The organism is Parapedomonas caeni (genome assembly GCF_041060555.1).
GTDB lineage: Bacteria > Pseudomonadota > Alphaproteobacteria > Sphingomonadales > Sphingomonadaceae > CAUJIW01.
Genome location: NZ_JBEUDS010000005.1, coordinates 80,593 through 106,172, shown reverse-complemented (window position 1 = coordinate 106,172; position 25,580 = coordinate 80,593). Strand labels below are relative to the sequence as shown.

Annotated in this window: 22 protein-coding genes; 9 read left to right on the top strand and 13 right to left on the bottom strand. The window is 66.7% G+C overall.

The window, feature by feature from the left end:
* Positions 1-130 precede the first annotated feature (130 nt).
* Positions 131-412, top strand: a complete 282-nt coding sequence (locus ABU113_RS05550; RefSeq protein ID WP_454558498.1) for a DUF4169 family protein — start codon at positions 131-133, stop codon at positions 410-412.
* 100 nt (positions 413-512) lie between these two features.
* Here the strand turns inward: ABU113_RS05550 and ABU113_RS05545 are convergent, their stop codons facing one another.
* Both ABU113_RS05545 and ABU113_RS05540 read right to left on the bottom strand, forming a co-directional pair.
* Positions 513-2,987, bottom strand: coding sequence for a TonB-dependent receptor (locus tag ABU113_RS05545; protein WP_454558497.1), 2,475 nt, complete (start codon positions 2,985-2,987; stop codon positions 513-515).
* A 404-nt stretch (positions 2,988-3,391) separates the two neighbouring features.
* Positions 3,392-4,408 (bottom strand): NADP-dependent oxidoreductase, encoded by a 1,017-nt coding sequence (locus ABU113_RS05540; protein WP_454558496.1) that lies wholly within the window; start codon positions 4,406-4,408, stop codon positions 3,392-3,394.
* A 239-nt stretch (positions 4,409-4,647) separates the two neighbouring features.
* On the opposite strand from ABU113_RS05540, the gene ABU113_RS05535 reads away from it, so the two are divergent.
* Together ABU113_RS05535 and ABU113_RS05530 are read left to right on the top strand one after the other, a co-directional pair.
* Positions 4,648-5,901: a cytochrome P450 gene (locus ABU113_RS05535; protein ID WP_454558495.1), complete on the top strand. Its 1,254-nt coding sequence runs from the start codon at positions 4,648-4,650 to the stop codon at positions 5,899-5,901.
* A gap of 34 nt (positions 5,902-5,935) precedes the next feature.
* Entirely contained in the window at positions 5,936-6,934 is a 999-nt protein-coding gene (locus ABU113_RS05530; protein ID WP_454558494.1) for an aldo/keto reductase, read from the top strand.
* Between the two features lie 8 nt (positions 6,935-6,942).
* Here the strand turns inward: ABU113_RS05530 and ABU113_RS05525 are convergent, their stop codons facing one another.
* Genes ABU113_RS05525 through ABU113_RS05495 form a run of 7 tightly spaced genes read right to left on the bottom strand, consistent with a single transcriptional unit; the run spans position 6,943 to position 13,324 of the window.
* Positions 6,943-7,410, bottom strand: coding sequence for a nuclear transport factor 2 family protein (locus ABU113_RS05525; RefSeq protein WP_454558493.1), 468 nt, complete (start codon positions 7,408-7,410; stop codon positions 6,943-6,945).
* On the bottom strand, positions 7,400-7,990 hold the full coding sequence (locus ABU113_RS05520; RefSeq protein ID WP_454558492.1) for a DUF3833 domain-containing protein: 591 nt from the start codon (positions 7,988-7,990) through the stop codon (positions 7,400-7,402). The genes ABU113_RS05525 and ABU113_RS05520 overlap by 11 nt, the downstream gene beginning before the upstream one ends.
* Positions 7,991-7,992: 2 nt before the next feature.
* On the bottom strand, positions 7,993-9,309 hold the full coding sequence (locus tag ABU113_RS05515) for an MFS transporter (protein WP_454558491.1): 1,317 nt from the start codon (positions 9,307-9,309) through the stop codon (positions 7,993-7,995).
* Positions 9,306-9,902, bottom strand: coding sequence for a chalcone isomerase family protein (locus ABU113_RS05510; RefSeq protein ID WP_454558490.1), 597 nt, complete (start codon positions 9,900-9,902; stop codon positions 9,306-9,308). The genes ABU113_RS05515 and ABU113_RS05510 overlap by 4 nt, the downstream gene beginning before the upstream one ends.
* Before the next feature lie 5 nt (positions 9,903-9,907).
* Positions 9,908-11,176, bottom strand: a complete 1,269-nt coding sequence (locus ABU113_RS05505; protein ID WP_454558489.1) for a class I SAM-dependent methyltransferase — start codon at positions 11,174-11,176, stop codon at positions 9,908-9,910.
* Complete coding sequence (locus ABU113_RS05500; RefSeq protein WP_454558488.1) at positions 11,173-11,973, bottom strand: DUF1365 domain-containing protein; 801 nt, start codon at positions 11,971-11,973, stop codon at positions 11,173-11,175. The genes ABU113_RS05505 and ABU113_RS05500 overlap by 4 nt, the downstream gene beginning before the upstream one ends.
* Before the next feature lie 10 nt (positions 11,974-11,983).
* Positions 11,984-13,324 (bottom strand): NAD(P)/FAD-dependent oxidoreductase, encoded by a 1,341-nt coding sequence (locus ABU113_RS05495; RefSeq protein WP_454558487.1) that lies wholly within the window; start codon positions 13,322-13,324, stop codon positions 11,984-11,986.
* Between the two features lie 164 nt (positions 13,325-13,488).
* Here ABU113_RS05495 and ABU113_RS05490 point away from each other — a divergent pair, with 164 nt between their 5' ends.
* On the top strand, positions 13,489-14,415 hold the full coding sequence (locus ABU113_RS05490) for a MerR family transcriptional regulator (protein ID WP_454558486.1): 927 nt from the start codon (positions 13,489-13,491) through the stop codon (positions 14,413-14,415).
* 17 nt (positions 14,416-14,432) lie between these two features.
* On the opposite strand, the gene ABU113_RS05485 is transcribed toward ABU113_RS05490, so the two are convergent.
* Positions 14,433-16,322 carry an outer membrane protein assembly factor BamB family protein gene (locus tag ABU113_RS05485; protein WP_454558485.1) on the bottom strand — a complete coding sequence of 630 codons (1,890 nt, stop codon included), beginning with the start codon at positions 16,320-16,322 and terminating at the stop codon, positions 14,433-14,435.
* Positions 16,322-18,811, bottom strand: coding sequence for a TonB-dependent receptor (locus ABU113_RS05480; protein ID WP_454558484.1), 2,490 nt, complete (start codon positions 18,809-18,811; stop codon positions 16,322-16,324). The genes ABU113_RS05485 and ABU113_RS05480 overlap by 1 nt, the downstream gene beginning before the upstream one ends.
* Positions 18,812-18,985: 174 nt before the next feature.
* On the opposite strand from ABU113_RS05480, the gene ABU113_RS05475 reads away from it, so the two are divergent.
* The 3 genes from ABU113_RS05475 (at position 18,986) to ABU113_RS05465 (ending at position 21,042) form a co-directional block, all read left to right on the top strand.
* On the top strand, positions 18,986-20,347 hold the full coding sequence (locus ABU113_RS05475; protein WP_454558483.1) for an aromatic ring-hydroxylating oxygenase subunit alpha: 1,362 nt from the start codon (positions 18,986-18,988) through the stop codon (positions 20,345-20,347).
* On the top strand, positions 20,347-20,631 hold the full coding sequence (locus ABU113_RS05470) for a putative quinol monooxygenase (RefSeq protein ID WP_454558482.1): 285 nt from the start codon (positions 20,347-20,349) through the stop codon (positions 20,629-20,631). Before ABU113_RS05475 ends, ABU113_RS05470 begins: the two co-directional genes overlap by 1 nt.
* A gap of 111 nt (positions 20,632-20,742) precedes the next feature.
* The gene (locus ABU113_RS05465; protein ID WP_454558481.1) at positions 20,743-21,042 is read left to right on the top strand and encodes a putative quinol monooxygenase; all 300 of its coding nucleotides are present in this window, start codon (positions 20,743-20,745) and stop codon (positions 21,040-21,042) included.
* A 26-nt stretch (positions 21,043-21,068) separates the two neighbouring features.
* Here ABU113_RS05465 and ABU113_RS05460 read toward each other — a convergent pair whose 3' ends face one another.
* On the bottom strand, positions 21,069-21,824 hold the full coding sequence (locus ABU113_RS05460; RefSeq protein WP_454558480.1) for an SDR family oxidoreductase: 756 nt from the start codon (positions 21,822-21,824) through the stop codon (positions 21,069-21,071).
* A gap of 217 nt (positions 21,825-22,041) precedes the next feature.
* On the opposite strand from ABU113_RS05460, the gene ABU113_RS05455 reads away from it, so the two are divergent.
* Complete coding sequence (locus ABU113_RS05455) at positions 22,042-22,947, top strand: SDR family oxidoreductase (RefSeq protein WP_454558479.1); 906 nt, start codon at positions 22,042-22,044, stop codon at positions 22,945-22,947.
* Between the two features lie 43 nt (positions 22,948-22,990).
* Positions 22,991-23,545: a nuclear transport factor 2 family protein gene (locus tag ABU113_RS05450; RefSeq protein WP_454558478.1), complete on the top strand. Its 555-nt coding sequence runs from the start codon at positions 22,991-22,993 to the stop codon at positions 23,543-23,545.
* A gap of 29 nt (positions 23,546-23,574) precedes the next feature.
* Here ABU113_RS05450 and ABU113_RS05445 read toward each other — a convergent pair whose 3' ends face one another.
* A complete protein-coding gene (locus tag ABU113_RS05445) occupies positions 23,575-25,236 on the bottom strand; it encodes a class I adenylate-forming enzyme family protein (RefSeq protein ID WP_454558477.1) in 1,662 nt (553 codons plus the stop codon).
* Between the last annotated feature and the right edge of the window lie 344 nt (positions 25,237-25,580).

The following is a 25,580-nucleotide window of genomic DNA, read 5'->3' as shown; positions in this document are numbered from 1 at the left end:
GCCGATCGGCGATGCAAAAGCAAGCACACCCTGCCCCGCAACACCCGTCGATGGCCGCAACCCGCCTTGGTGTCCTGCCCCGGCCTTGGCATAACTCGGACACAGGATCACACCGGGAGGCACGGTCGGCATGGGCGAGGTCATCAATCTGCGGCAGTTCCGCAAGGCGCGCGAGCGCGCCGAGGCCGAGGCCGAGGCAAGGACGAATCGGGCGAAGTTCGGGCGCACCAAGGCGCAGAGGGTCCGCGACGCCGACGAGGAAGCCCGCCGCGAGCAGCTGCTCGACCAGGCCCGGCGGGAGGTCGCCGGCGACACGGAGGATGACCCATCTTCATCCAATCCAACCGGTGGACCAGCCGTCGAGCCCGACCCGCCCGGCGGACCGGCCGCCGACCCTGACAAAGCCGGCTGAGCATACCCCCGCCAACGACGAAGGCCGCGCCACCGGATGAGGTGACGCGGCCGAGGTCGGCATGGAGAGCGGGGGGCGGAGACCGCCCCCCCCGTTCGGCTCAGTAGCGCCAGCTCAGCTGGAGCTGGACGGTGCGCGGCAGGGTGGCGAAGCCCAGCTGGTCCGCCGGCGTGCCGGTGACGCCGCCCGAGGCGCTGCCGGTCGACGGGCCGTCGACAACACCGGTGACATAGAAGCGGTTGGTCAGGTTCTTGCCCAGCAGCGCCACTTCCCAGCGACCATCCTCGCTGCCGACGCGCACGCTGGCGTCGAGGTTCACGTAGGAATCCTGATGCGAGTAGGGGTTGCCGAAGCCCGAAGCGAGATAGCTGCCGTTGTAGCGGGCATCCGCCGCCAGGCCCAGGGTCAGGCCGTTGCCGATGGCGGTATCGTAACCGACGCCGAAGGTGCCGGTCCACTTGGGCGCCATCGACAGCGGGCGGCCGCTCAAATCCTGACGCAAGGCACTGGCCACCGGCACGTTGCAGCCCTGCGACTGGGTCTGGCCGGCGTAGCATGGCGCGTCGCCGAAGCTGGTGTAGCGGGCGCGGTTGTAATTGATCGAGCCATGCAGATTCAGCCCCGGCACGCTGTTGGGCGCGTACTCGAACTCCACCTCCACGCCCTTGGTGCGAGCATCCGCCGTCAGGGTCTGGAAGGCGAAGATCGGCGAGTTGAAGAAGTCGACCTGCAGATCCTTGTAGGCGAAGGTGTAGAGGTTCAGGTTCAGACGCAGCTGATTGTCCATCAGCGTACTCTTGATACCGGCCTCGAAGCCGCGCGCCTTCTCCGGATCGAAGGTCAGGTCGGCCAGCGGATCGGTCGAGAAGGCGCTGTTGATGCCGCCGTTGGAGAAGCCGCCTGATTTGTAGGCGGTCTTGTAGGCGAGATAGACCATCACATCGTCGGTCGGCTTCCAGGTGACAGTGGCTTCCGGCGACCAGTTGTTGAAGGTCTGCTTGGCGGTCACGTAGCCCAGGCCGTCAGCGGCGTCCTGCGGCCGGAAAATGCTGATCAGCGCCACGTTGTTGTACGGCTGGGTGAAGAAGCTGTCCTTGGTCTCATGCGTGTAGCGCAGGCCGCCGGCCAGCTCGACGGTGGGGATGACCTTCCAGGTCACCTGACCGAAGGCCGCGATGGTCTCGCCGTCAGTCGCCGACGACTTGGAGGTAGCGACGTAGCGGTCGGCCGCCGACTGGCTGGAGTCCTCGATGTTGGCGAACATCACCCACTGACCGAACTTGCGCTTGGTCTTCTGATACAGCGCGCCGACCATCAGGTTGACCGGGCCGTCATAACTGGTGAGCGCCCGCAGCTCCGAGGAGAAGGCGTGCCAGGATGAATTCTCGGTCGCCCAGGTGCCGGCGTCGCTGGTCTGGAAGTCGCAGGCGCACGTCCAGCGGTTGTTGTTCCAGTTGTAATTGGTGACGGACGTGATGGTGACGTCGGTCATCTCGTAGTTGATGGTGCCGGTGACAGCGTAGGACTTGTAGCGGTTGTAAAGTTCGCCATCATCCTTGGCGTAGGGATAGTTGGCGGCGATGTCGGCCGGCATGTTGTTCTGATGGGTGACGAAACTGTCGCCGCAGGCATAGCCGGTAAGCTGGCTGACGCCGCCGGGGCAGTTGAACGCCACATAGTTCCACGACGAGTTGTTGACCTTGTTGTAGTCGCCCGAGGCCTTCAACGTCGCGGTGAGCGCATCGGTGGGCGTCCACTTCAGGGTCACGCGACCAAGCAGTTCCTTCTCGCCCGGCGCGTCGCTGGCCGCCGGCACCGCGGTGTGCGGATTGAGGGTGTCGGTCGCGACATCGTAAGTCGCGTAGTTGCGATCGACCGAGACGTTCTTGAAATAGCCGTCGAACATCTTGGAAGCACGGATGGCGACGCGCAGGCCCAGCGTATCGCTGAGCGGGCCCGAACCGACGAACTCACCCTGCACCTGCTGCGACTTGAACTCATAGGCGGCGCGGCCCTTGAACTCGACTTCCTTGCCCGGATCGGCGGAGGTCAGCGAAATCACGCCGGCGGTGGCGTTCTTGCCGAAGAACAGCGCCTGCGGACCCTTGAGGATTTCCAGCCGCTCCAGATCGAAGAAGCCTTCCTGGATGATGCGGCCCTGGCCGTAATAGACGCCATCGACCACCACGGCCACCGACTGCTCGATGCCGATGGAGGTGGACGACGAACCGATGCCGCGCAGGGTAAGCTGGGCGCCGGAGCCGTTGGAGGCACGGCCGACGGTGAAGTTCGGCGTGCGGGCGGCGATCTTCTCCAGGCTGGTGAGATCCTGCCGTTCGATCTGGGCCGCCGAAATGGCGGTCACCGCCACCGGCACGTCCTGCACGCTTTCAGCGCGCTTGCGGGCGGTGACGACGATTTCCTCCAGGCCGACGCTTTCGACGGCACCGCTGTCGCTGGCGGTCTGGGCGGCGGCGTTGCCGGCGACCAGCAGGGCGCCGCCAACCGAGGCCAGCAGCAGCCCGCGCAGGCGCGACCGGGACGCGGCGCCGATTTTCTCAACCGAAACAGTCATTCTTCCTCTCCTTCGGACGCGCGGAATGCCGCGCTTGTGTTGTCTGCGTTATCGATGATGTCAGTGCCGGCCGGCAGGGATTCCCTTCTCCGGCCGGCGGGTCGCATGGAACGGCCGCAACATCGATGCCGTTCCCGTCACCGGCTCAGGCGGTACGCACGCGGCCGGGGAAGCGGCGGCGACAGCCTGGCACAGGTCAGTTATGGCGCGATGCCGTGGGGGCGATCCCACGTTTGATCTAGAACTCTCCCAAGGACTGCCCGGGCCACTCCCCGTCGCCCGACGGACGACGCGAAACCTGCCCTGCGGTTGTTTGCCAGTTATTGGCGTTTGTTCTTGCCGATTTGCACGGTCGTTTCATTTGATCATTTTGACAGGCCCGCGCGCAACCTGTGTCATTCCGGTCACAGTCGCACCAGCACCTTGCCCTGGTTGGTACCATCGAACAGCGAGCAGAAAGCCTGTGCCGCCGTGGCGATGCCCTCGTGGATATCGTCGAAACTGTGCAGCCGGCCGGCGTCGACCTGCGCTTCCGCCCATCGCAGATAATCCGGGAACAGGTCCATGTGGTCGGAGAACATGAAGCCCTTGAGCATCGCCCGCTTGGTGATTGCCTGCCACAGCTGGCGGATGGCGGCCGGGTTGGCGGGGTCGCCATACTGGGCGATCATGCCGCACAGGGCGATGCGGGCGCCTTCCTTCATGTGCGCCAGCGCCGCGTCCAGCGTCTCGGCGCCGACATTGTCGAAATAGATGTCGAGCCCGTCCGGGCACAGTCGGTCGAGCCCGGCGGCCACGCCGCCAGGCTCGCGGTAGTTGATGACGGCGTCATAGCCCACGGTGTCGGTGAGCCAGCGCGCCTTGTCCGCCGAGCCGGTGATGCCGATGGTCCGGCAACCGGCGATGCGGGCGAACTGGCCGACCATGGTGCCGACGGCACCGGCGGCGGCGCTTACCACCACCGTCTCGCCGGCCTTGGGCTGGCAGATATGGTTGAAGCCGACATGGGCCGTGAAACCACTCAGGCCCAGACTGCCGGCATAGAAGTGCAGCGGACGGCCAGGCCGCACCGGAATGGGCAGCGCCAGATCCGAGCCATCGGCGATCGACCAGCTTTCCCAGGCTGTGCGCGCCAGCAACACCTGGCCTTCCGTGAAACCGGGGTGCCGGCTGGCCCGCACGGTACCGAGCACGATGCTCATCACCGGCGCCTCCAGCGGCATGGCGCCGAGATAATTGTCGTCGGAACCCGCGCTCATCCACTGGCGGAAGCCGGCGTCCATCGAGAGATAATGGTTTTCCAGCAGGAATTGCCCGTCGGCCAGCTCCGGCAGGCGCGCCTCGCGCAGGGCGAAATCCTCGGGGCGAGGATTGCCGTCCGGCCGGCGCACCAGCACCACCTGCTCAACCTGCTGCGCCATGACCTGTCACTCCCGCACGTCGACCCGGCGGCTGTGTCGCCGCCTGAAACGCCACACATGTCATTGTCGGCCTGCCCTGCCGAGCTACCGCTTCCGTTAGGTCGGCCGTTCAAACTTCCGGCATGCACACGACAGATGGTTTCATGCGTGACTGTTTAGGGGTGAACCATTCCGCAAGACGCGCTATCCTCGGGGCAACCGTGGCGTCAAGACCACCAGGTTCGGGGAGGAACAGCAGCATGGCCTTAGACCGCACAGCATCGCCCGGCACCGGCTTTGACGCCGCCGCCTTCGCCGCCAGCTTCGACCTGCGCTCGCCGCCGCCCGGCTTCATCGACAACCCCTACCCCTTCTACCACGCGCTGCGCGAGCACCAGCCGGTGCGCCGCATGCCAGACGGCTCGGTGTTCCTCACCCGCCACGCCGACCTTGAACTGGTCTACCGCCAGCCGCTGCTCTTCAGCTCGGACAAGAAGGCGGAATTCCTGCCCAAGTTCGGCGACACGCTGCTCTACCAGCACCACACCACCAGCCTGGTGTTCAACGACCCGCCGCTGCACACCCGGGTGCGCACCATTCTCAAGGGCGCGCTGGCCAACCGCACCATCGCCCATATGGAGCCCGGCATCATTGCCCTGGTCGACAGCCTGCTCGACGCCGGCGCGGCGCACGGCGAGATGGACCTGATCGAGGATTTCGCCTCGGCGATTCCGGTGGAGGTGATCGGCAACCTGCTGGGGGTGCCGCACGCCGACCGCGGACCGCTGCGCGGCTGGTCGCTCAGCATTCTCGGCGCGCTGGAGCCGGTGGTGCCGGCGGCGGCGCTGGCGGAGGCGAACCAGAACGTCGCCGACTTCCTCGACTATCTGCGCGACCTGGTGGCGGACCGCCGGGCCAACCTGCGTGACCCGGACATCGACATCCTGTCGCGCCTGATCATCGGCGAGGCCGGCGGCGAGCGACTGTCGGAAACCGAGCTGCTGCAGAACTGCATCTTCCTGCTCAACGCCGGCCACGAGACCACCACCAACCTGATCGGCAACGCGCTGATGACCCTGCTCGAATGGCCGGCGGAGAAAGCCCGGCTGATCGCCGATCCGTCGCTGCTCGACACCGCGATCGAGGAATTCCTGCGCTTTGAAAGCTCCAACCAGCTCGGCAACCGCCGCGTGCTCACCGATACCGAGGTCGGCGGCGAGGCCCTGCCGGCTGGCACGCTGGTGACCTTGTGCATCGGCGCCGCCAACCGCGACCCGGCGCGCTTCCCCGACCCCGACCGGCTCGACCTCGCCCGCGGCGCCAACCGCCACCTGGCGTTCGCCTCCGGCACCCATCTGTGTCTCGGCGCCAACCTCGCCCGGCTGGAGGGGCGCATCGCCATCGGCCGCTTCCTCGCCCGTTTCCCCGACTATCGGTTAAACGCGCCGGCCGAGCGCAGCCAGCGACTGCGCTTCCGGGGTTTCCTGCGTGCGCCGGTGACGCTGGGCTGCTAGACAGACGCTCCCCGCCACCGTCAGGAGCAGCGTCATGAGCATCACCCGCCGTCCTATCGCCGGTCGCGCCGTCAACCCGATCGGCCTGGGCTGCATGTCGCTGTCGTGGGCCTATGGCACGCCGCCGTCGCCGGCCGAGGGTGCCCGCCTGCTGCACCGGGCGCTGGAGCTGGGCTATGATCATCTCGACACCGCCCGCATCTACGGACTGGGCAAGAACGAGACGCTGATCGGCGAGACGCTGCACGGCAAGCGCCAGTCCTTCTTCCTTGCCTCCAAGACCGGCATCATCGTCGATGGCGACAAGCGGCGCATCGACTGCCGGCCGGAGACCATCCGGACCGCCCTGGAGGAAAGCCTGCGGCTGCTGCGCACCGACCATATCGACCTCTACTACCTGCACCGGCGCGACTTCACGGTGCCCATCGAGGAGTCGGTGGGCGCGCTGGCCGACCTGGTGAAGGCCGGCAAGATCGGCGCCATCGGCCTGTCGGAAATGTCGGCCGAGACGCTGCGCCGGGCGGCCGCCGTCCACCCCATCGCCGCGATGCAGACGGAATATTCGCCGTGGACCCGCAACGCCGAGATTGCCGTGCTGGAAGCCTGCCGCGCGCTGGGCACCACCTTCGTCGCCTTTTCCCCGGTGGGACGCGGCGCGCTGGCCGATCCGGCGCTCGATCCGGCCGCCTTCCCGGAACGCGACATCCGCCGCGACATGCCGCGTTTCACGGCCGAGCACTGGCCGGCCAACCAGGCGCTGATCCGCCGCTTCGCCGAACTGGCGCACAGCGTCGAGGCGACCCCGGCCCAGCTGGCGCTGGCCTGGGTGCTGTCTCGCGGCGAGCATGTGGTGGCCATTCCCGGCACCGCCTCGACCGCGCATCTTGAGGAGAATATCGCCCGCTGGTCGTGGCGGCCGGAGGCGGCGACGCTGGCGGCGGTCGACGCGCTGATCAACCGCGATAGCGTCGCCGGCCACCGCTACGGCCCGGCGATGCAGCGCACCATCGACACCGAGGATTTCGCCGCCTGACGCCCAGGTCAGGTGGCGGCGCCCTGGCGGGCCAGCCAGCGCATCAACCCGCCCACAAACGGCAGTTTGGCATAGAACTCTTCCGCCGCGTCCCAATAGTCGCGGTGTTCTGTGACCAGGCCCGCGTCGTCGAACCGCAGATGGCTGGCGCCACGGATCACCATGGGCGCCCGGACGAGGCGGCGCAGGCGGTAATGCATCTCCCAGGCGAGGAACGCCTGAGCACCGGCCGCCACCTGTTCGTGGACGACGAAGCGCGGTGCTTCCAGCGCCGCGAACATGTGGCGGAAAATGGCGCCGATCGCCGCCCGCCCCTCGACCTCGTTGAACGGATCCTTGAAGCGGGCATCCTCGGCATAAAAGGCCAGCAGCGCCTCCAGCGTCGCCGGCTGCAGCGCCTCGAAGGCGCGCGCCAGCGTCGCGACCCGCCCGGCCGGCACCGGCGCGACGCCCGATGCGGCGACCTCAGCCGGCATCGTTGGTTCCCGCCCGCTTGCGGAACGCCAGCGTGACTTCGCCCAGGCGGATACCGAACTTGCTCATCTCGGCACGATTGAGCATCACCTGCCCGTCCATCAGGTACATCCAGTCATCGAAGTTGACATGCCAGGTGCGCCCGTCAACCTTCAGCGCCAGCACGTAACGCCAGTTGAAGGCGTTGCCGGCAACCTCCCCCCTGGCCTCGCCGACGACATCGCCCGCCGTTCCGACGTAGCGGTCGGGGCCAACCTTGCGCAGCGTCCACACCCGACGTTCGGTGGTGCCGTCGGCATAGGTGAAATGCTCGTCGAGCGTGCCGGTCTCGACCCCGTTGATGGTCTGCCAGCGGGCGTCGATCACGACCGTGAACCGACGCGCCACCTTGCCCGAGCGGTCGGTGAACACGCCCCAGGCATCGATGGTGCCGTTGAAATAGTCCCGCAGATCGAGCCTCGGGGTCTCGTTGGCATAGACCGTCGGACGCACGCCGGCACAGCCGCCCAGCATGGCAAGCGCCAGCAGCGACAATGCCATGCGCTTGAACAGCGACGGACGCGAAACAGGCAACGGGGTCATGGTCAATCTCCTGCCAGATGAGTGCGGGTACGCCACAAGATGCCGGCCGCCAGTGCCTTCAAGGCGCATGGCAGCAGGCAATAGGTGGCGGCAAGCGCGGTCAATGCCGCCGGGTCGGCGCGCGTGCCGATGGAATAACCGGCCACTTGCAGCAGCGGCAGCGCCAGCCCCGCCGCCAGCGCCAGAGTCAGCTTGGCCCCGAAGTTCCACAGACCGAAGTAGCCACCGCTGGCGTGGCCGGAATCACCGCTGCGATGCATGATCCCCGCCAGCAGCGCCGCCGGCGCCACAAGATCCGCGCCCAGCGCCAGCCCGGAGGCCACCACCACGGCAATGAAACCCCAAAGGCGGGCGGCTTCGGGCAGCCCGGGCAGGAAATAGGCCCAGCAGAAGCCGCCGATCGCCAGTGCCATGCCGGCCAGCCAGGCACGGACCAGACCGAACCGGCGCGTACCGCGCACCCACAGCGGCACCGACAGCGCGCCGGCAATGAAATAGAGCCCCAGAAAGGCACCCGTATATCCCGCCAGGCGCAGGGCATCGTTTACAAAGAAAGGCAGCAGTGTCGCCGGGACGGCACTGGCGATGCCATTGACGACGAAAACGACAAACAGGGCGCCAAATCCGGGCCGCGACAGCGGCAGCAGCCAGCCGGAAATCCACGCACCCGTCGCCGGGTCCGGCGGCACCCCCGGCGATCCGGCCGGCGGCCGCGGCGCCGCCAGCACCAGCCAGGCGCCGCAACCGGCAAGCAACACGCCCAGCACACCCGTCGTCAGTGGCATGCCACCCCACTGCGGCACCAGCGCACCCGTCATCAGGCCGGCCAGACCGAAGCCTTCCCGGATGCCCACCACCCGCGCCCTGCCCGCCGCCGAGGCCGACAACTCGGCACCCCAGGCATTATGGGCGATGCTGGCGAGGCTGAAGCCGGTGAAGGCGATCAGCAGTGCCACCAGCAGCCACACCGCCGCCATCGCGCCGGCCAGCGGTGGCACCAGGAACAGCGCCGCGAACCCCGCCAGCATCAGCGGCAGCGACAGCAGAATGAAACCCGCATGACCGAATCCGCGGCGGGCGTGATCGATCCAGCGGCCGATCAGCGGGTCCGCCAGCGCGTCCACGAGGCGGGAGGCCATCAGCAGCCCCCCGATCAACGCCAGCTCCAGGCCGTGGCGGCGGGCATAATATTCCGGCAGCGTGATGTAGAGCGGCAGCGCCAGAAAATTCAGCGGCATGCCGAAGCCGCCATAGGCCGCCAGCCCCATCCAGCGCGATCGCGCCGTCCCGTCGGCGGCTGGCGCCGTTGCCGTCGTCATGAGGCCCGGGCCGCGCCGAGCAAAGCCGCGCGCATATCGGGCGCGGCGCTGTCAGGGTGGAGCCAGATGCCGAAAAAGGCCCGGGCGAACTCGGCCCCGGCCACCTCGCCGATGGGGCGGCCATTGCGCAGGAACACGGTGCCCCGCCCCGGCCGGTAGACGCCGGTCAGATGGTCGCCGCGCGCGACATCGGGAAACAGCCCCAGCAGTTGCTGCTCCCAGCGCCGGCGCTGCTCGGCGGTGCCGGCACCGATGCGCTCCATCTCCTGGCGGGTACGCTTGACGATCGCCCGCCCCTTGATGGCGCGCGCATAGCGCAGGTCAAGCGCGTAGGGCCTGTCGCCACCCAGATCGCTGCCCAGACCATCAGGGCCGACGTAGAGACGGGCATCGTAAATGTGGAAGCCGAACACCTTGAGCGAGCCCTGGCCAGACAGCCGGGCGCCAGCGATGGCGGCACGCACCTCGGTGTCTATATCCGCCGGCCGGACCACCGAGGCGGTCGCGGCCACCGGCTGCCCCACCCCCAGCAGTATCAGCAGCAGCAAGGCGAGAAGCGGCGTTGTCGGGGCAGCAGGGCGGGCGTGGGTCATGGTCATCATCCCGGGTTGCGCAGGGTGAACTGATAGACGTCGGTGTTGCGGTGACGGAACGCCGCCGCGCAGTAGCAGAGATAGAAATCCCAGGTCCGCAGGAAGCGCTCGTCAAAGCCCAGCGCCCGCACGGCATCCAGACGCTGGCGGAAGCGCTGCCGCCAGACATCGAGCGTGCGGGCATAATCCAGCCCGAAGGCGATCTCGTCGACCACCGCAAGGCCCGCGGCGGCCGCCTGCTCGCGAAACGCCGACGGGCTCGGCAGCATGCCGCCGGGGAAAATATACTGCTGGATGAAATCGGTGCCGCGCCGGTAGCGGGCGAACCGGGAGTCATTGATGGTGATGGTCTGGATGCACGCATGTCCACCGGGCACCAGCAGACGGCGCAGCGCGGCGAAATAGGTCGGCCAGTACGCCTCGCCCACCGCCTCGAACATCTCGATGGAGACGATGCCATCGAACCGGCCGGTGCAGTCGCGATAGTCCTGCAGCCGCAGATCGCAGCGTTGACCGGGAGCGACATGGGGTGCGCAGCGCTCCTGAGCGTACTCCAGCTGTTCGGTGGACAAGGTGAGGCCGGTGATATCGAAACCGTCCGCCAGCGCCAGCTCGGCAAAACCACCCCAGCCGCAACCGATCTCCAGCACCGAGCCGCCACCCGTCAGTCGCAGTTGCTCAAGCATCCGCCGGTACTTGCGGGTCTGCGCCGCCTCGATCGCCTGGTCATCCGCTGCACCGGCATCGGCCTCGAACAGCGCGCTGGAATAGGTCATGCCGCCATCGAGCCACAGACGGTAGAAGTCGTTGCCGATATCGTAATGGGCGTGGATGTTGCGCCGGCTGCCACGGCGGCTGTTGCGATTGAGCAGGTGGCGCAGCCGGTAGGCCAGCCGCCCGATCCAGTGCCCGTGATAAATGGCTTCGATTTGCGTCCGGTTCGCCACCAGTACGTCCAGCAACGCCGGCAGATCATGGGTGGTCCAGTCACCGCCGATGTAGCCCTCGGCAAACCCGATGTCCCCCGAGCGAAGAATCGCGTCGAAGCAGGTCCAGTCGACAATGCGCATATGGGCCGCGGGCTCGACGCCCGACCCGAAAACGGCCACCTGACCATCCGGGCACTCGACCACCAGCGCACCATGGTCGATATGCTCAAGCACCTGCAGCGCCAGACGCGCCTTCGCAGGGAAGGCGCTGGTATCGAGCCCGGCATTCGCGATAGCGCGCGGGCGGTTGACCGGCTGGAAGGAGAGTACATCGGCGACTGTCATCGACTGACCTGTGTGACGGGAGGGGACGGTTTGGTGAAGAACGGCGTGCCACGCCACCACAGGCGCAGCGCCTGCCAGTGGATGCGCAGGATCACGCCCAGCGTCATGAACGGCATGGAAACGAACGCCGCCAGCGCCGACCGCGCGGTGAGCCGGCGTGCCTTGCCCGAAATGCTGGTCAGCAGCAGCATGCCCTGGGCATCATGATAATCAATACGGGCGTCATGGCGGTCCGGCGCCGGCTGGCGGAACTGGAAGCGGTAGCCGCCTTCCACCGGACAGAAGGGCGAGACATGAAACTGCTTGGCGGCGGCGAGTTGCTGGCCCCACGCCAGCGGCGCGCCGTCCTCATTGGCCAGCAGGTAGCAATGGCGCTCGCCGAAGGTGTTGTTGACTTCGCACACAATGGCGCGCAGCGCGCCGTCGGCGCGATGGCAGAACCAGAAGCTCACCGGATTAAACACATAACCCAGCACGCGCGGAAAGCAGTGCAGCCAGACCTCGCCGGCGGCGTCGGCGATGCCATGGGCGCGCAGGATGCCGTCGATCCAGGTCGTCAGCGGCGTCACGCCGTCGCCGTGGTCGCGATCATGAAATGATATCAGCCCGAAGCGGTTATGACCCACCACCCTGCCAGTGGCGCCGTGCCAGGCCGCGTCGCCCAGCGCCAGGCGTCGCAGTGGCAAACGCAGCTGATAGACATTGTAGGCGAAGCGGTTGACGCGCGGCCGCAGGCGAGCGTGCATCACCGTGCCCAGCAGCAAGGCGGGACCGTACGACTCTGGCGCCGCGCGCATGACCGGCACCTCAGGCGGCCTGCCGCGCGACAGGCGCCTCGCCCAGCAGCCGGGCCGACAGCGCCTCGGCGACCCCCAGCCCGGACTTCAGCCCATCCTCATGGAAGCCATAGCCGGTCCAGGCGCCACAGAACCACGCGCCCGCCTCGCCCTGGAACGTCGCGAGCCGGCGCTGGGCATCGATGGCGGCGGCGTCGAACACGGGATGGGCATAATCGAACGTGCCATGAACCAGCTCGTCGCGTGGCGGCACAACCGGATTGAGGCTGACCACCACCGGCCGGTCGCCCCAGGCCTCGGGCAGCGGCTGGAGCTTGTTGATGAGATAGTGGACGCACACCCGGTCGGTCGAACCGGCCTCGCCCGAGGCGGCGCTGTAATTCCAGGCGGACCACACAGCGCGCCGGCGCGGCAGCAGCGCGGGGTCGCTGTGCAGAACCGCCCGGTTGGGCTGGTAGCGAATGGCGCCAAGCACGGCCGCCTGCGCCGGCGGCGGCGCCTCCAGCAGGGCCAGCGCCTGATCGCTGTGACAGGCGAACACCACCTCGTCGAACACCTCGACGCCGCTGGCGGTCAGCAGCTCGTAACCGCTGTCGGTCCGCCGCACGCCGTGCACCGCCTGAAGGCGGGCATCGGGCAGCGTCGCCACCAGGCGACGGACATATTCCCGCGACCCGCCGCGCACGGTGAACCAGCGCGGCCGGTTGTTCACCTGCAACAGGCCATGGTTGTGACAGAAGCGAATCAGGGTGCCGATGGGAAAGGCCAGCATCTGCTCCGTGGGGCAGGACCAGATACAGCCGGTCATCGGCAGCAGATACCAGTCGCGAAACGCCTCGGAGAAGCGATGACGGGCCAGAAACGCACCCACCGACTCGCCCAGCGTCGCCTCCTCGCCCTGCAACGCCAGCGCCGTGGTCAGCGCATTGAAGCGCAGGATGTCGCGCACCATCCGCAAAAAAGCGGGCCGGACGAGATTGCGCTTCTGGGCGAACAGGGTCGCGAGACTGCTACCTGCCCACTCCAGCCCGTCCGGCCCCACGTGCGGCAGGGAGACCGCGAAAGACATCTCGGTGCTGACGGTAGGCACCGCCAGCGCCTCGAACAGACCGATGAGATTGGGGTAGGTCCGCTCGTTGAACACCAGAAAGCCGGTATCGACACCATGGCTGATCCGGCCCCGTGGCGTATCGAACGCCAGTTCCACCGTATTGGCATGACCGCCGAAATGGTCGCCGGCTTCCAGCAGGCTGACCCGCACGTCACGCCGGCCGGCTGCGTTCAGCCGCTGCTGGAGGGCGTAGGCACACCCGAGTCCGGCGATGCCAGCGCCAATGACGGCAATTCTCATACTCAGATCCTCATTCCGGCGGTGATGCCTGCCGCTGCGTCCGCTACCCATATTGTCATAGACAAATCTGACTTATTGGGGTATTGTTCGACATTATGGGAGTTAACGGTTGTTTTGTCTAGGACAAAAAATGAGAACAGTTGAAGATGGTCCGGTCCCCCGTCATGGCTGACGACAGCCGCCTGCTGAGTATCGCCGGGGTCGAGCGGGAAACCGGGCTGGGCAAGGACGTCCTGCGCGTCTGGGAAAAACGTTACGGATTCCCCGCGCCCGAGCGCGACGTCCACGGCGACAGGGTGTATCCGATGGATCAGGTGGACAAGCTACGCCTGCTGCGGCGGTTGATCGACGATGGCCTGCGCCCCGGCAAGATCGTCGGTCTGCCGATCAGCGAACTGCTGTCCCTGCACGAACGGGCAACGCGCAACGCGTCGCCGGCCCACGGCTGCACCGAACCGGAACTGCAGGAATTCATCGAGCTGTTGTCATCCCACCGTATCGACGAATTCCGGCTGGCCCTGCTGGCGCGCCTGATGCGCCTGGGGCTGGAGCGGTTCGTCCTCGATATCGCCGCGCCGCTCTGCACGCTGGTGGGCGATGCATGGGCGCGCGGCACCATCCAGCTGTTCGAGGAGCACATGTTCACCGAGGAGCTGACCCGGGTGCTGCGTGGCACGCTGCAATCGCTTGCCCGCCCGTCCGGCGACAGCGCCCGGCCACGCGTGCTGCTGACCACGGTGTCGGGGGAGCCGCATGCCATCGGCCTGCTGATGGCGGAAACGCTGATGAGCCTCAACAGTTGCGACTGCCTGTCGCTCGGACCGCAGACGCCGGAAGGCGACATCGCGCAGGCCGCCATCGCGCGCCAGGCCGATATCGTCATCCTTTCCTTTTCCGCCTGGTTCAACGCCCAGCAGGTTGGCGCCGTGCTGACCCGGCTGCGCTCGCTGCTGCCGGCGCAGTGTGAAATATGGGCTGGCGGTCGCAATCCGGGCCTGCAACGTGATCAGCCGTCCGGCGTGACCATCATGACCGAACTGCGCGAGATCAGTGCCGCCATCACGGCCTGGCGGCGGCGGCACGACCGCTGACGTCCGCCGCCGGAGACCTACTTGCCGAACACCAGCAGCACATTGCCCGGCATGTGGTAATACAGGCCGTAGCCGCTGTTGACCACCAGGCGCCCCTCATGAACAGCGGCACCGGGGCCGCTCATCGACCCGCCCGAGGCCATCTGGCCGCTGACGGTGCGAACCGGCGTTGTTGTATCGTGGGACCACAGCAGCCTGCCGTCGGCCCTGTCATAGATCCGCAGCCAGCCATCGAGATGCCCGGCGATCACGGCGCCGGGAATGGCGGTCGTCGCCGCCGACACGCCTGGATCACAGAATGGCCGCTCGCCGCACACATTGGCGTTGCGGTGGCGCCACAGGATAGCGCCGGTCGCGGCGTCAAGGGCATGGATTCCGGCACCATTGAGGCGGGCGTCATAGTCGCGCCCGTCGTAAGTGTTCACCATGTCGACAATCGGCACATAGATGGTGCCTCCCTCGGCCGACATGCCGAAGTGAACGCCGCCCTGCGTACCACCGTGACCCAGGCGCTGTTGCCATACAACCCGTCCGTTGGCGGGCTCGACCCCATAGGCCATGCCCGACTTCTGTCCCACCACCAGAATGTCCCGGTTGCCGCCCAGCGCCACCAGCAGGGGTGACGCGGCGAGGTCATAGTCGGGACCGTTTTCCTCGGGGCAGTTGTCGTTGCCGACCATGCAGGCGGCATTCCACGCATCCCCGCTGGTAAACTGGGTCCGCCACAGGATGTGACCGGTGGCGGCATTGAGCGCGAACAGCGCGTCGCTGTTCTCGTCGGCGGGCGATGAATAATTCTCGCCGGTGCCGAAATATACCCGGTCCCGGCTGGCGTCATAGGTTGGCGTCGTCCACACCGGCGCGCCTGACGGACCGAGAATGTCCGTACCGGCGGCGGTGCGCCCGTGCGGCGCCGGTGGCGCGGGAATGCTGTATGTCTTCCAGAGCACCGCACCGGTAGCGGGGTCGAGTGCGACCACGGCGCCCCGGAAGGTGCAGCAGGCATAGGCGGGGTCCACCGCCGAGGTCACTTCCAGTGAGGAGACCGGCACATAAAGCCGGCCGCCACCCAGCGTCGGCGATCCGGTGATGGTGGCGTTGGCGTGATCCTCGACCTTGACGCGCCAAAGCTCCCGCCCGGTCATGGCGTCCAGCGCATAGGTTCGCCCCAGCACATCGCCGAAATAGAGCCGCCGGCTGTCGGGATCGACGACGATAGCGGTGCGCACCTCGGCACTGGCGCGGAAGGTCCATTTCGCGCAGCCGCTGTCGATATCCAGCGCATAGACGGTGCCGTCGTGACTGCCGACAAAGATGCTGTTCCAGCCGAGCGCCGGCTGCGAACGTGCCCGCACGGCGCCCGGGTAGGCGAAGGCCCATTTGAGCTTGAGACCGGGGACATCGGCGGCGGTCAGCCCGCCCACCGCCTCGGGCACGAAGCGGCGATTGTCATGCCCCCACGAGATCCGCGCCGGTGGCGCGCCGGTGAACCGGGCGACACGGCCCGTGCACTGCCGGGGCGGGGCCGGCGGCCGGTAATCCGCCAGCCGGGTGCGGGTGAGATATTCGGCGATCTGTTGCTGCTGGTCGGCGGTCAGGTGCGCGGCCTGCTGGGTCATGATGCCGCCGCGCATGGCGCCCAGAATCATGTCCGGCGACATCATTTCCAGCCAGATCACCGCCGGCGCCTTGGGCACGCCGCCGGCATGGCAACCCAGACAGTTGGCGGCGAACAACCCGCGGCCTGGGTGCGTTTCAGGGTCGATGGCCGGACCGGCGCGCGATTGCAGGTCGTCGGTGCCCTTCATCCGCGCCGGCGCGGCCTGACCGATACCGACGAAACCCGCGATGCCGACGCTGGCCGCCACCAGGCAAGCCAGCGTCGCCCCTTTCAGCCAGCCCCGCATCAGCGGGTCGCGCCGATCTTGAAGCCCAGCTCAACGCCGAAATACCGTGGCGGACCATATTGGCTGTTCAGCCACAGACCGCCGACATTCTGGTTGGCGGTGCGGTAGCGCTTGTCGCTCAGGTTCCGCCCGACAACGCGGACATAATAGGCGTCACTGTCTTCCGACAGCGTGATCGAGGCGTTGAACAGCGTCCGTGCGTTGAGATAGGCATTGCCGGCCGCCGAAGTGATCGACTGCGAGAACAGGTTGGCGCTGGTGTAATTGACGTTGCCGTTGAACACCAGCGTGTGGCTGGCACCCACCGGCAGCTCGTAGGTGGCGTCGGCGGAGGCCGTCCACTTGGGCGTCCGCAGCAGCGGCGCCGTCGACAGGTCATACCCCGACCCCGGTTCGCCACCCAGGCCCGGTTCAACGTCGTAGGAGGAATATTTGCCGTCCTGATAGCCGAGCACGCCCCGCAGCGTGAAGGCCTCGGTCACCCGCGCCAGCGTTTCCAGCTCGATGCCCTTGACGTTGGCGCTGGCGGCATTGACGAAACGGGTGACCTGGTTGGGCTGGTCATTGACCTCGATGCGGACGTTGAGTTCGCGCTGGAGATCCTTGTACTTCACGTAGAAGCCGGTGAGGTTGAAACGCAGCCGGCGATCGAACAGCTCGGACTTGACGCCCAGCTCGAAGCTGTCAGCGGTTTCCGGCTTGGTCGCGGCAGCCGCCTGGGCGAAGGCTACCAGATCATCGCCGAACGGCGCGAAGCCGCCGATCTGGTCGTTGAAGCCGCCGGCCTTGAAGCCGCGCGAATAGGTGAAGTAGCCGAACACGTCGTCGGTCGCCTGATAGCCCAGGCTGATCCGCCAGGTCGCTTCCTTGGCGGAGTCCTTCACCTTGATGACGCCGGCGGGATAATCGAATACATTGGCGTCCAGCGGCTGATCGATGGTGATGGTCGGGTCGAAGCCGCCTTCCAGCGCGGGGATGAACACCTGCTGGCGGCCCCACCAGGTCTTGTTCTCCCAGGTGTAGCGGGCGCCCGCCGTGATGGTGAACTTGTCCGTCGCCTTGTAGGTGCCTTCGGCGAACACCGCTTTCGACTCCGCCTTCTGCGCGTTGCACAGCAGATAGGGGGTGTCGTTCCAGGCGCCGAATGGCAGCGGCCCGCTGGTGAGATCGAGGAAGCCGAGAATCTGCGACACGCAGAAGCTGGTCTTGTCATGCTGGTAGAAGCCGCCGACCACGGCGTCGAAGGCCGTACCGGTGTCGGTGGCGAAACGCAGTTCCTGCTGGAAGGTCTTGCGGTCGTCGTCGCGGCGGGCGTCAAACACCGACAGCGGCTGGCCATCCTCCTCCGAGATCGCCACCGCGCCGGCATAGCTGTTGGGCAGGCGCGACTTCTGCTTGCGCCAGCCGGTCACCGAGGTCAGCCGGCCGACGGCCGTGTCGTAATCCATGTTGAGATAGATGCCGTCGACATCGATGCGCTGACCCTTGTTCATTTCCAGCAGGGCGTCGTCACGCAGGGTGATCATCGCCTGATCGAGCGGATCGCCACTGTCGGTGGTGCGCCCGATGCCCAGCAGGTCGGTAAGGAACGGATCGGCCGCGTTGACGTAGCGGAAATTCTCGTTGACCGACGGCACGGACTCGGAGCGGTCCCGCAACTTTTCATACTGCACCAGCGCCGAGAAATTGTCGGTCGGCTCCAGCAGCAGCTTGACGCGTCCGTTCCACACGTCCTTGCCGCCGACATGCTTGCCGTCCAGGCAGCCTTCCGCGCCCTGCCACTTGTTCTCGACAAAACCGGTGACGGGGCCGTAGCAGCCGCCGTTGCGGTAATAGCCGTGATCCTTCTGGTAACCGCCGACAATGCGCAGGGCGGCCTTGTCCTGCACCAGCGGGATATTGACGGCACCCTGAATGATCCAGGTGCCGAACTCGCCCAGTTGCAGCCGCCCGTCGGCGCCGAACTCGTTCATCACCGGCCGCTTGGTGCGCACGGTGACGGCGCCGCCGGTGGTATTTTTGCCGAACAGCGTGCCTTGCGGGCCGCGCAGCACTTCCACCTGCTCTATGTCGAACGTGTCGAGCAGCTGGGTCTGCACGCTGGGTACCACGAAGTCGTCCACCAGCACCGCGACCGGTGGCTCGAAATAGACGATGATGGTGTTCTGGCCGACGCCGCGCATGGCGAACGAGGCGGCATTGAAGCCGGTAATCGTCGAGGCCGAGAAATTCGGCACGAAGCTCGCCACGTCGCCAAGGTCGCGCGGGCTTGCCTGCTGGATCAGGGCGGCATCGATCGCGGACACCGCCACCGGCGTATCCTGCAGGTTGGTGGCCCGGCGCGTCGCGGTGACGATGATCTCGCCCAGTGCCGCCACCGAGTCGCTGGAAGGTGTTGACGCCGGCGCCGTCTGGGCCAGGGCCGGCGCGGCCAGCGTGGTCGCGATCGCGGCGAAAGCCACGGAATCGTACAGCCTGTTCAAGGACATGAAATCTGCTCCTCCCCTGTGCGCGGCATTTGCGGCGCTATTCTTGTGTGGGCGGATGCTGCCACAGCTCCAATATGCAATCAATCATGTTTGTTTTTTTTAATTGCCGCATGTGCTAGTCAGGCTGGCAACGGCCGCGCCAAGCGTGCCGACAACAAGCAGGAGGACGTAGGGATGAATTTCGATTTCCATGGCTGGGACATTCACGTCGGCGCCCCCCACCCGTTCAATGCCGCCGCCCCCCGCCCCGACAACGGCACCGCACGGCCCGACCCCGCCCGCTATTATGATCGCGGCTGGTGGCAGCAGGAATGGGACAAGGTGTTCACCCGCACCTGGCTGCTGGCCGGCGTCACCAGCGATATTCCGGAAGCGGGCGACTATTTCCGATTCGACATCGCCACCGAGTCCTTCGTCATCGTGCGAGACGACGATGGCGTCATCCGCGCCCACTACAATGTCTGTCCGCATCGCGGCAGCCGCATCGCGCTCAGTGCCTTCGGCTCGGTCGGCCAGTTCGTCTGCCCGTTCCACAGCTGGCGCTTCAACCTCGACGGCAGCAACGCCGCCGTGACGGACGCCGAGACCTTCCACCCGGATGTGCTGTGCCACGGCACCGACATGACACCCGTGCGCTGCGAGAGCATCGCCGGGCTGATCTTCATCACCATGAACGATGACGCGCCGCCGCTGCGCGAGCATCTGGGACCGCTGGTCGACCAGCTGGCGCTCTATCGCATCGACGAGATGAAGGTGATCCAGCACAAGCAGTCGGAATGGGCGGCCAACTGGAAAGGCGGCATCGACGCCTTTTATGAAATCTACCACCTGCACGCCGTCCATCCGCAAACCCAGGGGGTGATGGACGACCGCACCCAGATCGACCTGTACCCCAACGGCATGAGCCGCCAGTTCGTGCCGTTCGCCCAGCCCAGCCCGCGCCATCCCGACCAGCTCACGGTGAATGCCGGCATCCGCATGATGCTGGCCGATGCCGGCATCGACCCCGACAGCTTCACCGGCACCGCCCAGGACAGCCGCGCCGCCGTACAGCAGGCCAAGCGCGCCCGTTCCGCCCAGCACAATCTGGGTTACGAACGCTTCAGCGACACCCAGCTCTCCGACTCCACCGTCTATGGCGTGTTTCCCAACGTCCAGATCGGCTGTCATCCGGAGGCAGTGTTCATCCACCGCTTTCTGCCCAATCCGCGCGATCCCGAGCAGTTCACCTACGACACCATGATCCTGTTCAAGCATGAGAATATTCCCGGCTACAGCGCGCCGGCCTGGATGGGTCTGGCGGAAGGCACCGACACCACGGGCGCGGTGCGGCCGGAGATCGTCCACGTGCCGCTGGGCGAGCCGCCGCATCTCGGCGAGGTGCTGGACCAGGACAGCGAGTTGCTGCCGGTGGTCCAGCAGGGCGCGCGCTCGCGTGGCTTCCGGGGGCCGCTGTGGAGCGAGCAGGAAGCCCGCTTGCGCCATTTCCACGTCACGCTGGATCGTTACATCAGCGACGGCGGGGAGACCGCCTGATGGCCTGCACGTTTATCGCCCGCTTCCGCATCCGTGCCGACAAGGAGGCGGACTTTCTCGCCCTCGTGCCGCGCATCGAGGCGATCAGCCGGGACGAGCCGGAGACGCTGGCCTACAAGTTCTACCGGCTGGACGAGCCCGGCATGTTCGCGGTGCTGGAAAGCTTCACCTCGGCGGACGGCGATATTGCCCACCAGCGCAACCCGCTCAACGTGGCGCTGATCGACGACATTCTCGCCTGCATGGAGGGCACCTACACGCGGGAATATCTGCACGACCTGTGATAATCGGGAGCATCTTGCCCGGCGCACAGGCCGCAAGAACTAACAAGGCGCGGCGACAATCAGGCCGGACACACGGCCAGCGCCGACCATCGATACAGGGGAGTTTCCGTCATGGCATCCGCCAAGTCCTTCATCGCCACCTTGCGGGTGAAACCGGAACGGCGGCACGATTTCATCGGCTACCAGACCGAGCTCAAGCGGCTGGTGGCCGCACGGGAGCCGGACGCCTGGGTCTATGAGCTGCTGCAATCGGAGGGTGACGAAAACCTGTTCTTCTGCGTCGCCACGTTCAAGGATGATGCCGCCTTCGAGCACCACATGCACATCGATTTCCACGACCGGCTGGTACCGCCGATCCTCGACTGCCTGGCCGAGGACATGCAGCTGAGCTTCTTCCGCTCGTTGCGGTGAACGTGGCCATGACGCCCGCGCTCACCTCACGGGTGGATCGACAGGCCGTTGTCCACCAGATACTCGCCGCCGGTGAGAAAGCGCGACTCGTCGCTGGCGAGGAACAGCACCATGTTGGCGACATCGCGCGGCGAGCCGGTGGCACCTGCCGGCAGCACGCCGTCGGGAATCGCCTGCTCCTGGCCCGCCCGCCCTTCCGCCGCCTGCACCATCGGCGTCTCGATGGCCGAGGGATGCACGGTGTTGACACGGATGGGGTAGCCCTGCTCCTGGCAGTGGATGGCCACCGACTTGCTCATCGAGCGCACCGCGCCCTTGGCCGCCGAATAGGCGAAGAAGGGCGCATAGCCGAAGTGGCTGGCGGTGGAGGAGATGTTGATGATCGAGGCCGCGCGCGATTTCGCCAGCAGCGGCAGGCCGTGCTTGCAGCCGAGAAACACCCCGGTCGCCATTACCGCCATCGCCCGCTGGAACTGTTCCAGCGTGGTATCCTCCGGATTGGCGACAATGACGATGCCGGCGTTGTTGACCAGAATATCAAGCCGGCCGTGGGCACGCTCGATCTCGCCGTAGACGCGCAGCCAGTCGGCCTCCGAGGTGACATCGTGGGTGAGAGCGCGCGCGCTGCCGCCGATGCGCCCGGCCAGCGCTTCGGCCGCGGCGCCATTGATGTCCGCAATGAACACCGTGGCGCCCTCGGCCGCCAGCAGTTCGCAATCGGCCTTGCCCAGGCCCGAGGCGCCACCCGTTACCAGTGCGATCTTGCCATCCACGCGTCCCATGGTCTCAGCCCCTCCCCGGTTGGCGCGCGCTGCCTGGCCACGCGCTGGTTTGTTGTGCTCCGTCCGCCGCAGGCTCGCGAAAACGCCGGGCGGACACCAAAAAGAAAGACATTCGCGTTTGTTTTTTTCTCAGTCCTTGCTAGACCAACCCCAGCACTCGAACAAGATGGATATGCGCGGGATTCGCGACATTCGACAGCACGGAGTAATCGGGTAGATGAGCGCACCCAAGGCCATGCGGCCAGACCCCAACGATCCCACCCGGCCCCGGCGCGGTCTCACCGAGCAGGATCTCGCGATGCGCCCGACCGTGTTCCGCGATGATCTGCTGGCCGGCCACACGCTGCTGATTTCCGGTGGCGGCAGCGGCGTCGGCAAGGCCGCCGCCTTCCTCGCCGCGCGGCTGGGTGCCAATGTCGCCATCTGCGGCCGCAATCAGGACAAGCTCGACCGCACACAGGCCGACATCCATGCCGCCACCGGCCGGGAGATCTTCACCCGGGCGATGACGATCCGCGAACCCGAAGCCGTGGAGGCGCTGATCGGTGCCGTGCATGACCGCTTCGGCCAGATCGACACCATCGTCAACAACGCCGGCGGCCAGTTCCCGCAGGACGCCATCGATTTTTCCCGCAAGGGCTGGCTGGCGGTGATCGACACCAATCTCAACGGCACCTGGTGGATGATGCAGGAAGCCGCCCGCCGCTGGCGGGCCGACGGCAAGCCCGGCAACATCATCAACATCGTCGCCAATGTCGAACGCGGCATGCCGCAGGCGGCTCACACCTGTGCGGCCCGCGCCGGCGTCATCTACCTGTCGAAGACACTGGCCACCGAATGGGCACCGTTCGACATCCGCATCAACTGCATCGGCCCCGGCGTCATCGAGACGGAAGGTTTCGGCGTCTATCCCGAGGAAGCCTTGCAGCGTTTCCACCAGGCCAATCCGATGAAGCGCAAGGGCAACGCCTGGGACGTGGCGGAGCAGATCGCCTACCTCGCCTCGCCGGCGGCCCGCTTCATCAATGGCGATCTCATCATCATCGATGGCGGCCAGGCGCAGTGGGGCGTGGTCTGGCCGGCCGGAATGCCGGACTATTTCAACGAGGGCGGCGCCGCCTGAACCCGAGCCGCCTGAACCCACCCATCCGTCGCAGGAGGCCGCCATGCCCGATCTGGAAGCGCGCATCGCCAGGCTGGAGGCGGAATCGCAGATCCGCCAGCTGGTCGCCCGCTACTGCTTCGCCATCGACGACCGCAACATCGATGGAATCCGCGCCCTGTTCACCGACGATGCCCGTGTCAGCTCCGCCGACGGCGTGATGAACGCCAGCGGCATCGAGGCGATCATCGCCCAGTATCATGGCCGCTTCGACGTGCTCGGCGCCGGCCAGCATTTCATGCACGACATCCGGCTCGATTTCGACGACGCCGACCCCGACACCGCGCGCGGGCTGGTCTCCGGTCACGCCGAGCTGTGGCGGACCGGCCAGATGATGGTCACGGCGCTGCGCTACGACGACCGCTACCGCCACACGCGCGCGGGCTGGCGCATCGCCGAACGCACCATCAGCTTCCTCTACTATGTGCCGCTGGCGGACTATCCGGGCATCCTGGGCACACAAAAGCGCAATCGCGCCTATGACGATGCGCGCGAGGCGGACTTCCCCGAGAAGCTGCCAAGCTGGATCGCCTATGAGCGGTCACGCGGGCGTGGCTGACATGGCGCCGGCGCCGCCGCCGCGCACGTTCACGCCGCCGCGCCGCGCTTGAGTTCCTCGATGAGCTGTTCGCGCAGGCGGAACTTCTGGATTTTCGACGTCGACATCGGCCACTGGCTGACCATGCGCACGTGACGCGGAATCTTGAAACTGGCGAGCCGGCCCCGGCAATGCTGGATCAGCTCATCCGTGGTGACACTGGCGCCGTCCACCAGCTCGACGAACGCCGCCGGCACCTCGACGTAGCGATCGTCGGGAATCGCCACGACCTGCGCCAGCCGCACCGCCGGATGGCTCTGCAACATGGCCTCGATCTCGGCGGCCGCGACATTCTCGCCGCCCACCTTCAGCATGTCCTTGGTACGGCCATGGAACATCAGCTGACCATCGGCGTCGATCGACCCGATGTCGCCAGTGTGGAACCAACCCCCGCGCATCACCTCCGCCGTCTTGTCGGGCGCGTTGTAATAGCCTTTCAGCATGTTGGGGCCGCGAATGACGATTTCGCCGTGCGCGCCAGTCGGGCAGTCCGCGCCGGTCTCGGTGTCGACGATGCGCACCACCCACTCGTCGAGCGGCACGCCGCATCGGCCGGTGCGCTGCTCGAAACTGTCGTCGAGCCGGCTCGTCGTCACCGTACCCGCCGCCTCGGTAAGGCCATAGGTGCCGACCTGGATGGTGTGCGGCATGGCGGCCGTCACCGCCTCCTTGATCCAGGCCGGCTGCACGGCGAAGTTGGAGTTCATCAGCCGCAGGCTCGACAGGTCGGTGTGCTGGAACGACGGGTGCTGGATCAGCCCCTGCATGATGGTGACGAAGCTGGGGTAGGCAATGGTCGCCTTCTCGCGGCCGAGCATCTCCAGCGCGGTGCCGGCCTCGAAAAACGGCACGGTCATATAGGCGCCACCGGCATCGAGGATCATGGTCATCGGCAGGATACCGGCAATATGGAAGATCGGCAGTGGCGACCACACCTTGTCGGCCGCCGTTACCCGATAACGCCGCCCCAGATTGCGGCTGTTGCCGACCTGGCCACGATGGCTGATGAGCGCGCCCTTGGGGTGGGCGGTGGTGCCCGAGGTGTAGAGGATCATGGCGATGTCCTCGTCGGCCACCGCGTCGATGCGCACGTCGACCGCGCTGTCGGGAACATCCCGCCCCAGCGCCAGCGCCGCGTCGCCGGCCAGCAGACCGGCCGGACACGGCGGGTCGAGGCACAGCACCGAGCGCAGGCGCGGCGCCTCGGGCAGCGCCAGCGCACGCGGATCGCCGGCGCCCGCGAGCGACGGCAAGGCCGTCAGCAACCGCTCGCCAAAATCGACGCTGTCCGCCACCCGGCCGGTGGTCGCCAGCAGCACCAGGTCGGCGTCCCGCACCAGATAGCCGAGCTCGGCAGCCTGATAGCGCGCGTTCACCGGCACCGCGACGGCGCCGGCCATCAGGATGCCGAAATACAGCTCGACGAAATCAGGCCGCGTATTGAGCAGTATGCCGACATGCTCGCCGGGCCGGACGCCCAGCGCGATGAAGACCCGCGCCCAGGCGCGCGCGGATTCGTTGAGCTGTCGATAGCTCAGCCGGCGGTCGGGAAAGATCAGCGCATCCGCCTGCGGCCAACGCGCGGCGGCCGCGCGCAACAATGCGCCCATAGTATAGATCGCCTGGCCTTGCGCCACTGTCCCTTGCGCCATTGTCGCCTCCCCGCTTGCCGCACCGCCCGATCTCCCGCGTCGCCGGGGAACGGATCTGTCGTGCCCGGAGGCCTTGGGGCCTCCCGTTGTTGAGGCGAGCCTAGCGGCACCGCCAATAAAAAACAATCTTACATGTTTTTTATTATTATCCGGCATTCCACCGCAACCGCCGGCGACCGCGCCGCGCAGACGCTAGGGTGCCATGGCGGCAGCCGCGCACACCCTCTCAAATTTGCAAGGATCGACCCCCGCCGGCAGCCCCGACACCCTGCACCGCACGGCCATCATAAAAAGCAAACATGATTGTTTTTATGCACGTCAGTTGATAGGTAGAGTGTCGGGGA

Excerpts from the sequence above, each read along its gene's own strand:
- ABU113_RS05505 (WP_454558489.1), bottom strand. The coding sequence starts at position 11,176 with ATGACAGTCGCCGATGTACTCTCCTTCCAGCCGGTCAACCGCCCGCGC.
- ABU113_RS05465 (WP_454558481.1), top strand. The coding sequence starts at position 20,743 with ATGGCATCCGCCAAGTCCTTCATCGCCACCTTGCGGGTGAAACCGGAA.
- ABU113_RS05550 (WP_454558498.1), top strand. The coding sequence starts at position 131 with ATGGGCGAGGTCATCAATCTGCGGCAGTTCCGCAAGGCGCGCGAGCGC.
- ABU113_RS05470 (WP_454558482.1), top strand. The coding sequence starts at position 20,347 with ATGGCCTGCACGTTTATCGCCCGCTTCCGCATCCGTGCCGACAAGGAG.
- ABU113_RS05525 (WP_454558493.1), bottom strand. The coding sequence starts at position 7,410 with ATGCCGGCTGAGGTCGCCGCATCGGGCGTCGCGCCGGTGCCGGCCGGG.
- ABU113_RS05530 (WP_454558494.1), top strand. The coding sequence starts at position 5,936 with ATGAGCATCACCCGCCGTCCTATCGCCGGTCGCGCCGTCAACCCGATC.
- ABU113_RS05535 (WP_454558495.1), top strand. The coding sequence starts at position 4,648 with ATGGCCTTAGACCGCACAGCATCGCCCGGCACCGGCTTTGACGCCGCC.
- ABU113_RS05500 (WP_454558488.1), bottom strand. The coding sequence starts at position 11,973 with ATGCGCGCGGCGCCAGAGTCGTACGGTCCCGCCTTGCTGCTGGGCACG.
- ABU113_RS05485 (WP_454558485.1), bottom strand. The coding sequence starts at position 16,322 with ATGCGGGGCTGGCTGAAAGGGGCGACGCTGGCTTGCCTGGTGGCGGCC.
- ABU113_RS05515 (WP_454558491.1), bottom strand. The coding sequence starts at position 9,309 with ATGACGACGGCAACGGCGCCAGCCGCCGACGGGACGGCGCGATCGCGC.
- ABU113_RS05480 (WP_454558484.1), bottom strand. The coding sequence starts at position 18,811 with ATGTCCTTGAACAGGCTGTACGATTCCGTGGCTTTCGCCGCGATCGCG.
- ABU113_RS05475 (WP_454558483.1), top strand. The coding sequence starts at position 18,986 with ATGAATTTCGATTTCCATGGCTGGGACATTCACGTCGGCGCCCCCCAC.
- ABU113_RS05510 (WP_454558490.1), bottom strand. The coding sequence starts at position 9,902 with ATGACCCACGCCCGCCCTGCTGCCCCGACAACGCCGCTTCTCGCCTTG.
- ABU113_RS05520 (WP_454558492.1), bottom strand. The coding sequence starts at position 7,990 with ATGACCCCGTTGCCTGTTTCGCGTCCGTCGCTGTTCAAGCGCATGGCA.
- ABU113_RS05450 (WP_454558478.1), top strand. The coding sequence starts at position 22,991 with ATGCCCGATCTGGAAGCGCGCATCGCCAGGCTGGAGGCGGAATCGCAG.
- ABU113_RS05445 (WP_454558477.1), bottom strand. The coding sequence starts at position 25,236 with ATGGCGCAAGGGACAGTGGCGCAAGGCCAGGCGATCTATACTATGGGC.
- ABU113_RS05495 (WP_454558487.1), bottom strand. The coding sequence starts at position 13,324 with ATGAGAATTGCCGTCATTGGCGCTGGCATCGCCGGACTCGGGTGTGCC.
- ABU113_RS05545 (WP_454558497.1), bottom strand. The coding sequence starts at position 2,987 with ATGACTGTTTCGGTTGAGAAAATCGGCGCCGCGTCCCGGTCGCGCCTG.
- ABU113_RS05540 (WP_454558496.1), bottom strand. The coding sequence starts at position 4,408 with ATGGCGCAGCAGGTTGAGCAGGTGGTGCTGGTGCGCCGGCCGGACGGC.
- ABU113_RS05455 (WP_454558479.1), top strand. The coding sequence starts at position 22,042 with ATGAGCGCACCCAAGGCCATGCGGCCAGACCCCAACGATCCCACCCGG.
- ABU113_RS05490 (WP_454558486.1), top strand. The coding sequence starts at position 13,489 with ATGGCTGACGACAGCCGCCTGCTGAGTATCGCCGGGGTCGAGCGGGAA.
- ABU113_RS05460 (WP_454558480.1), bottom strand. The coding sequence starts at position 21,824 with ATGGGACGCGTGGATGGCAAGATCGCACTGGTAACGGGTGGCGCCTCG.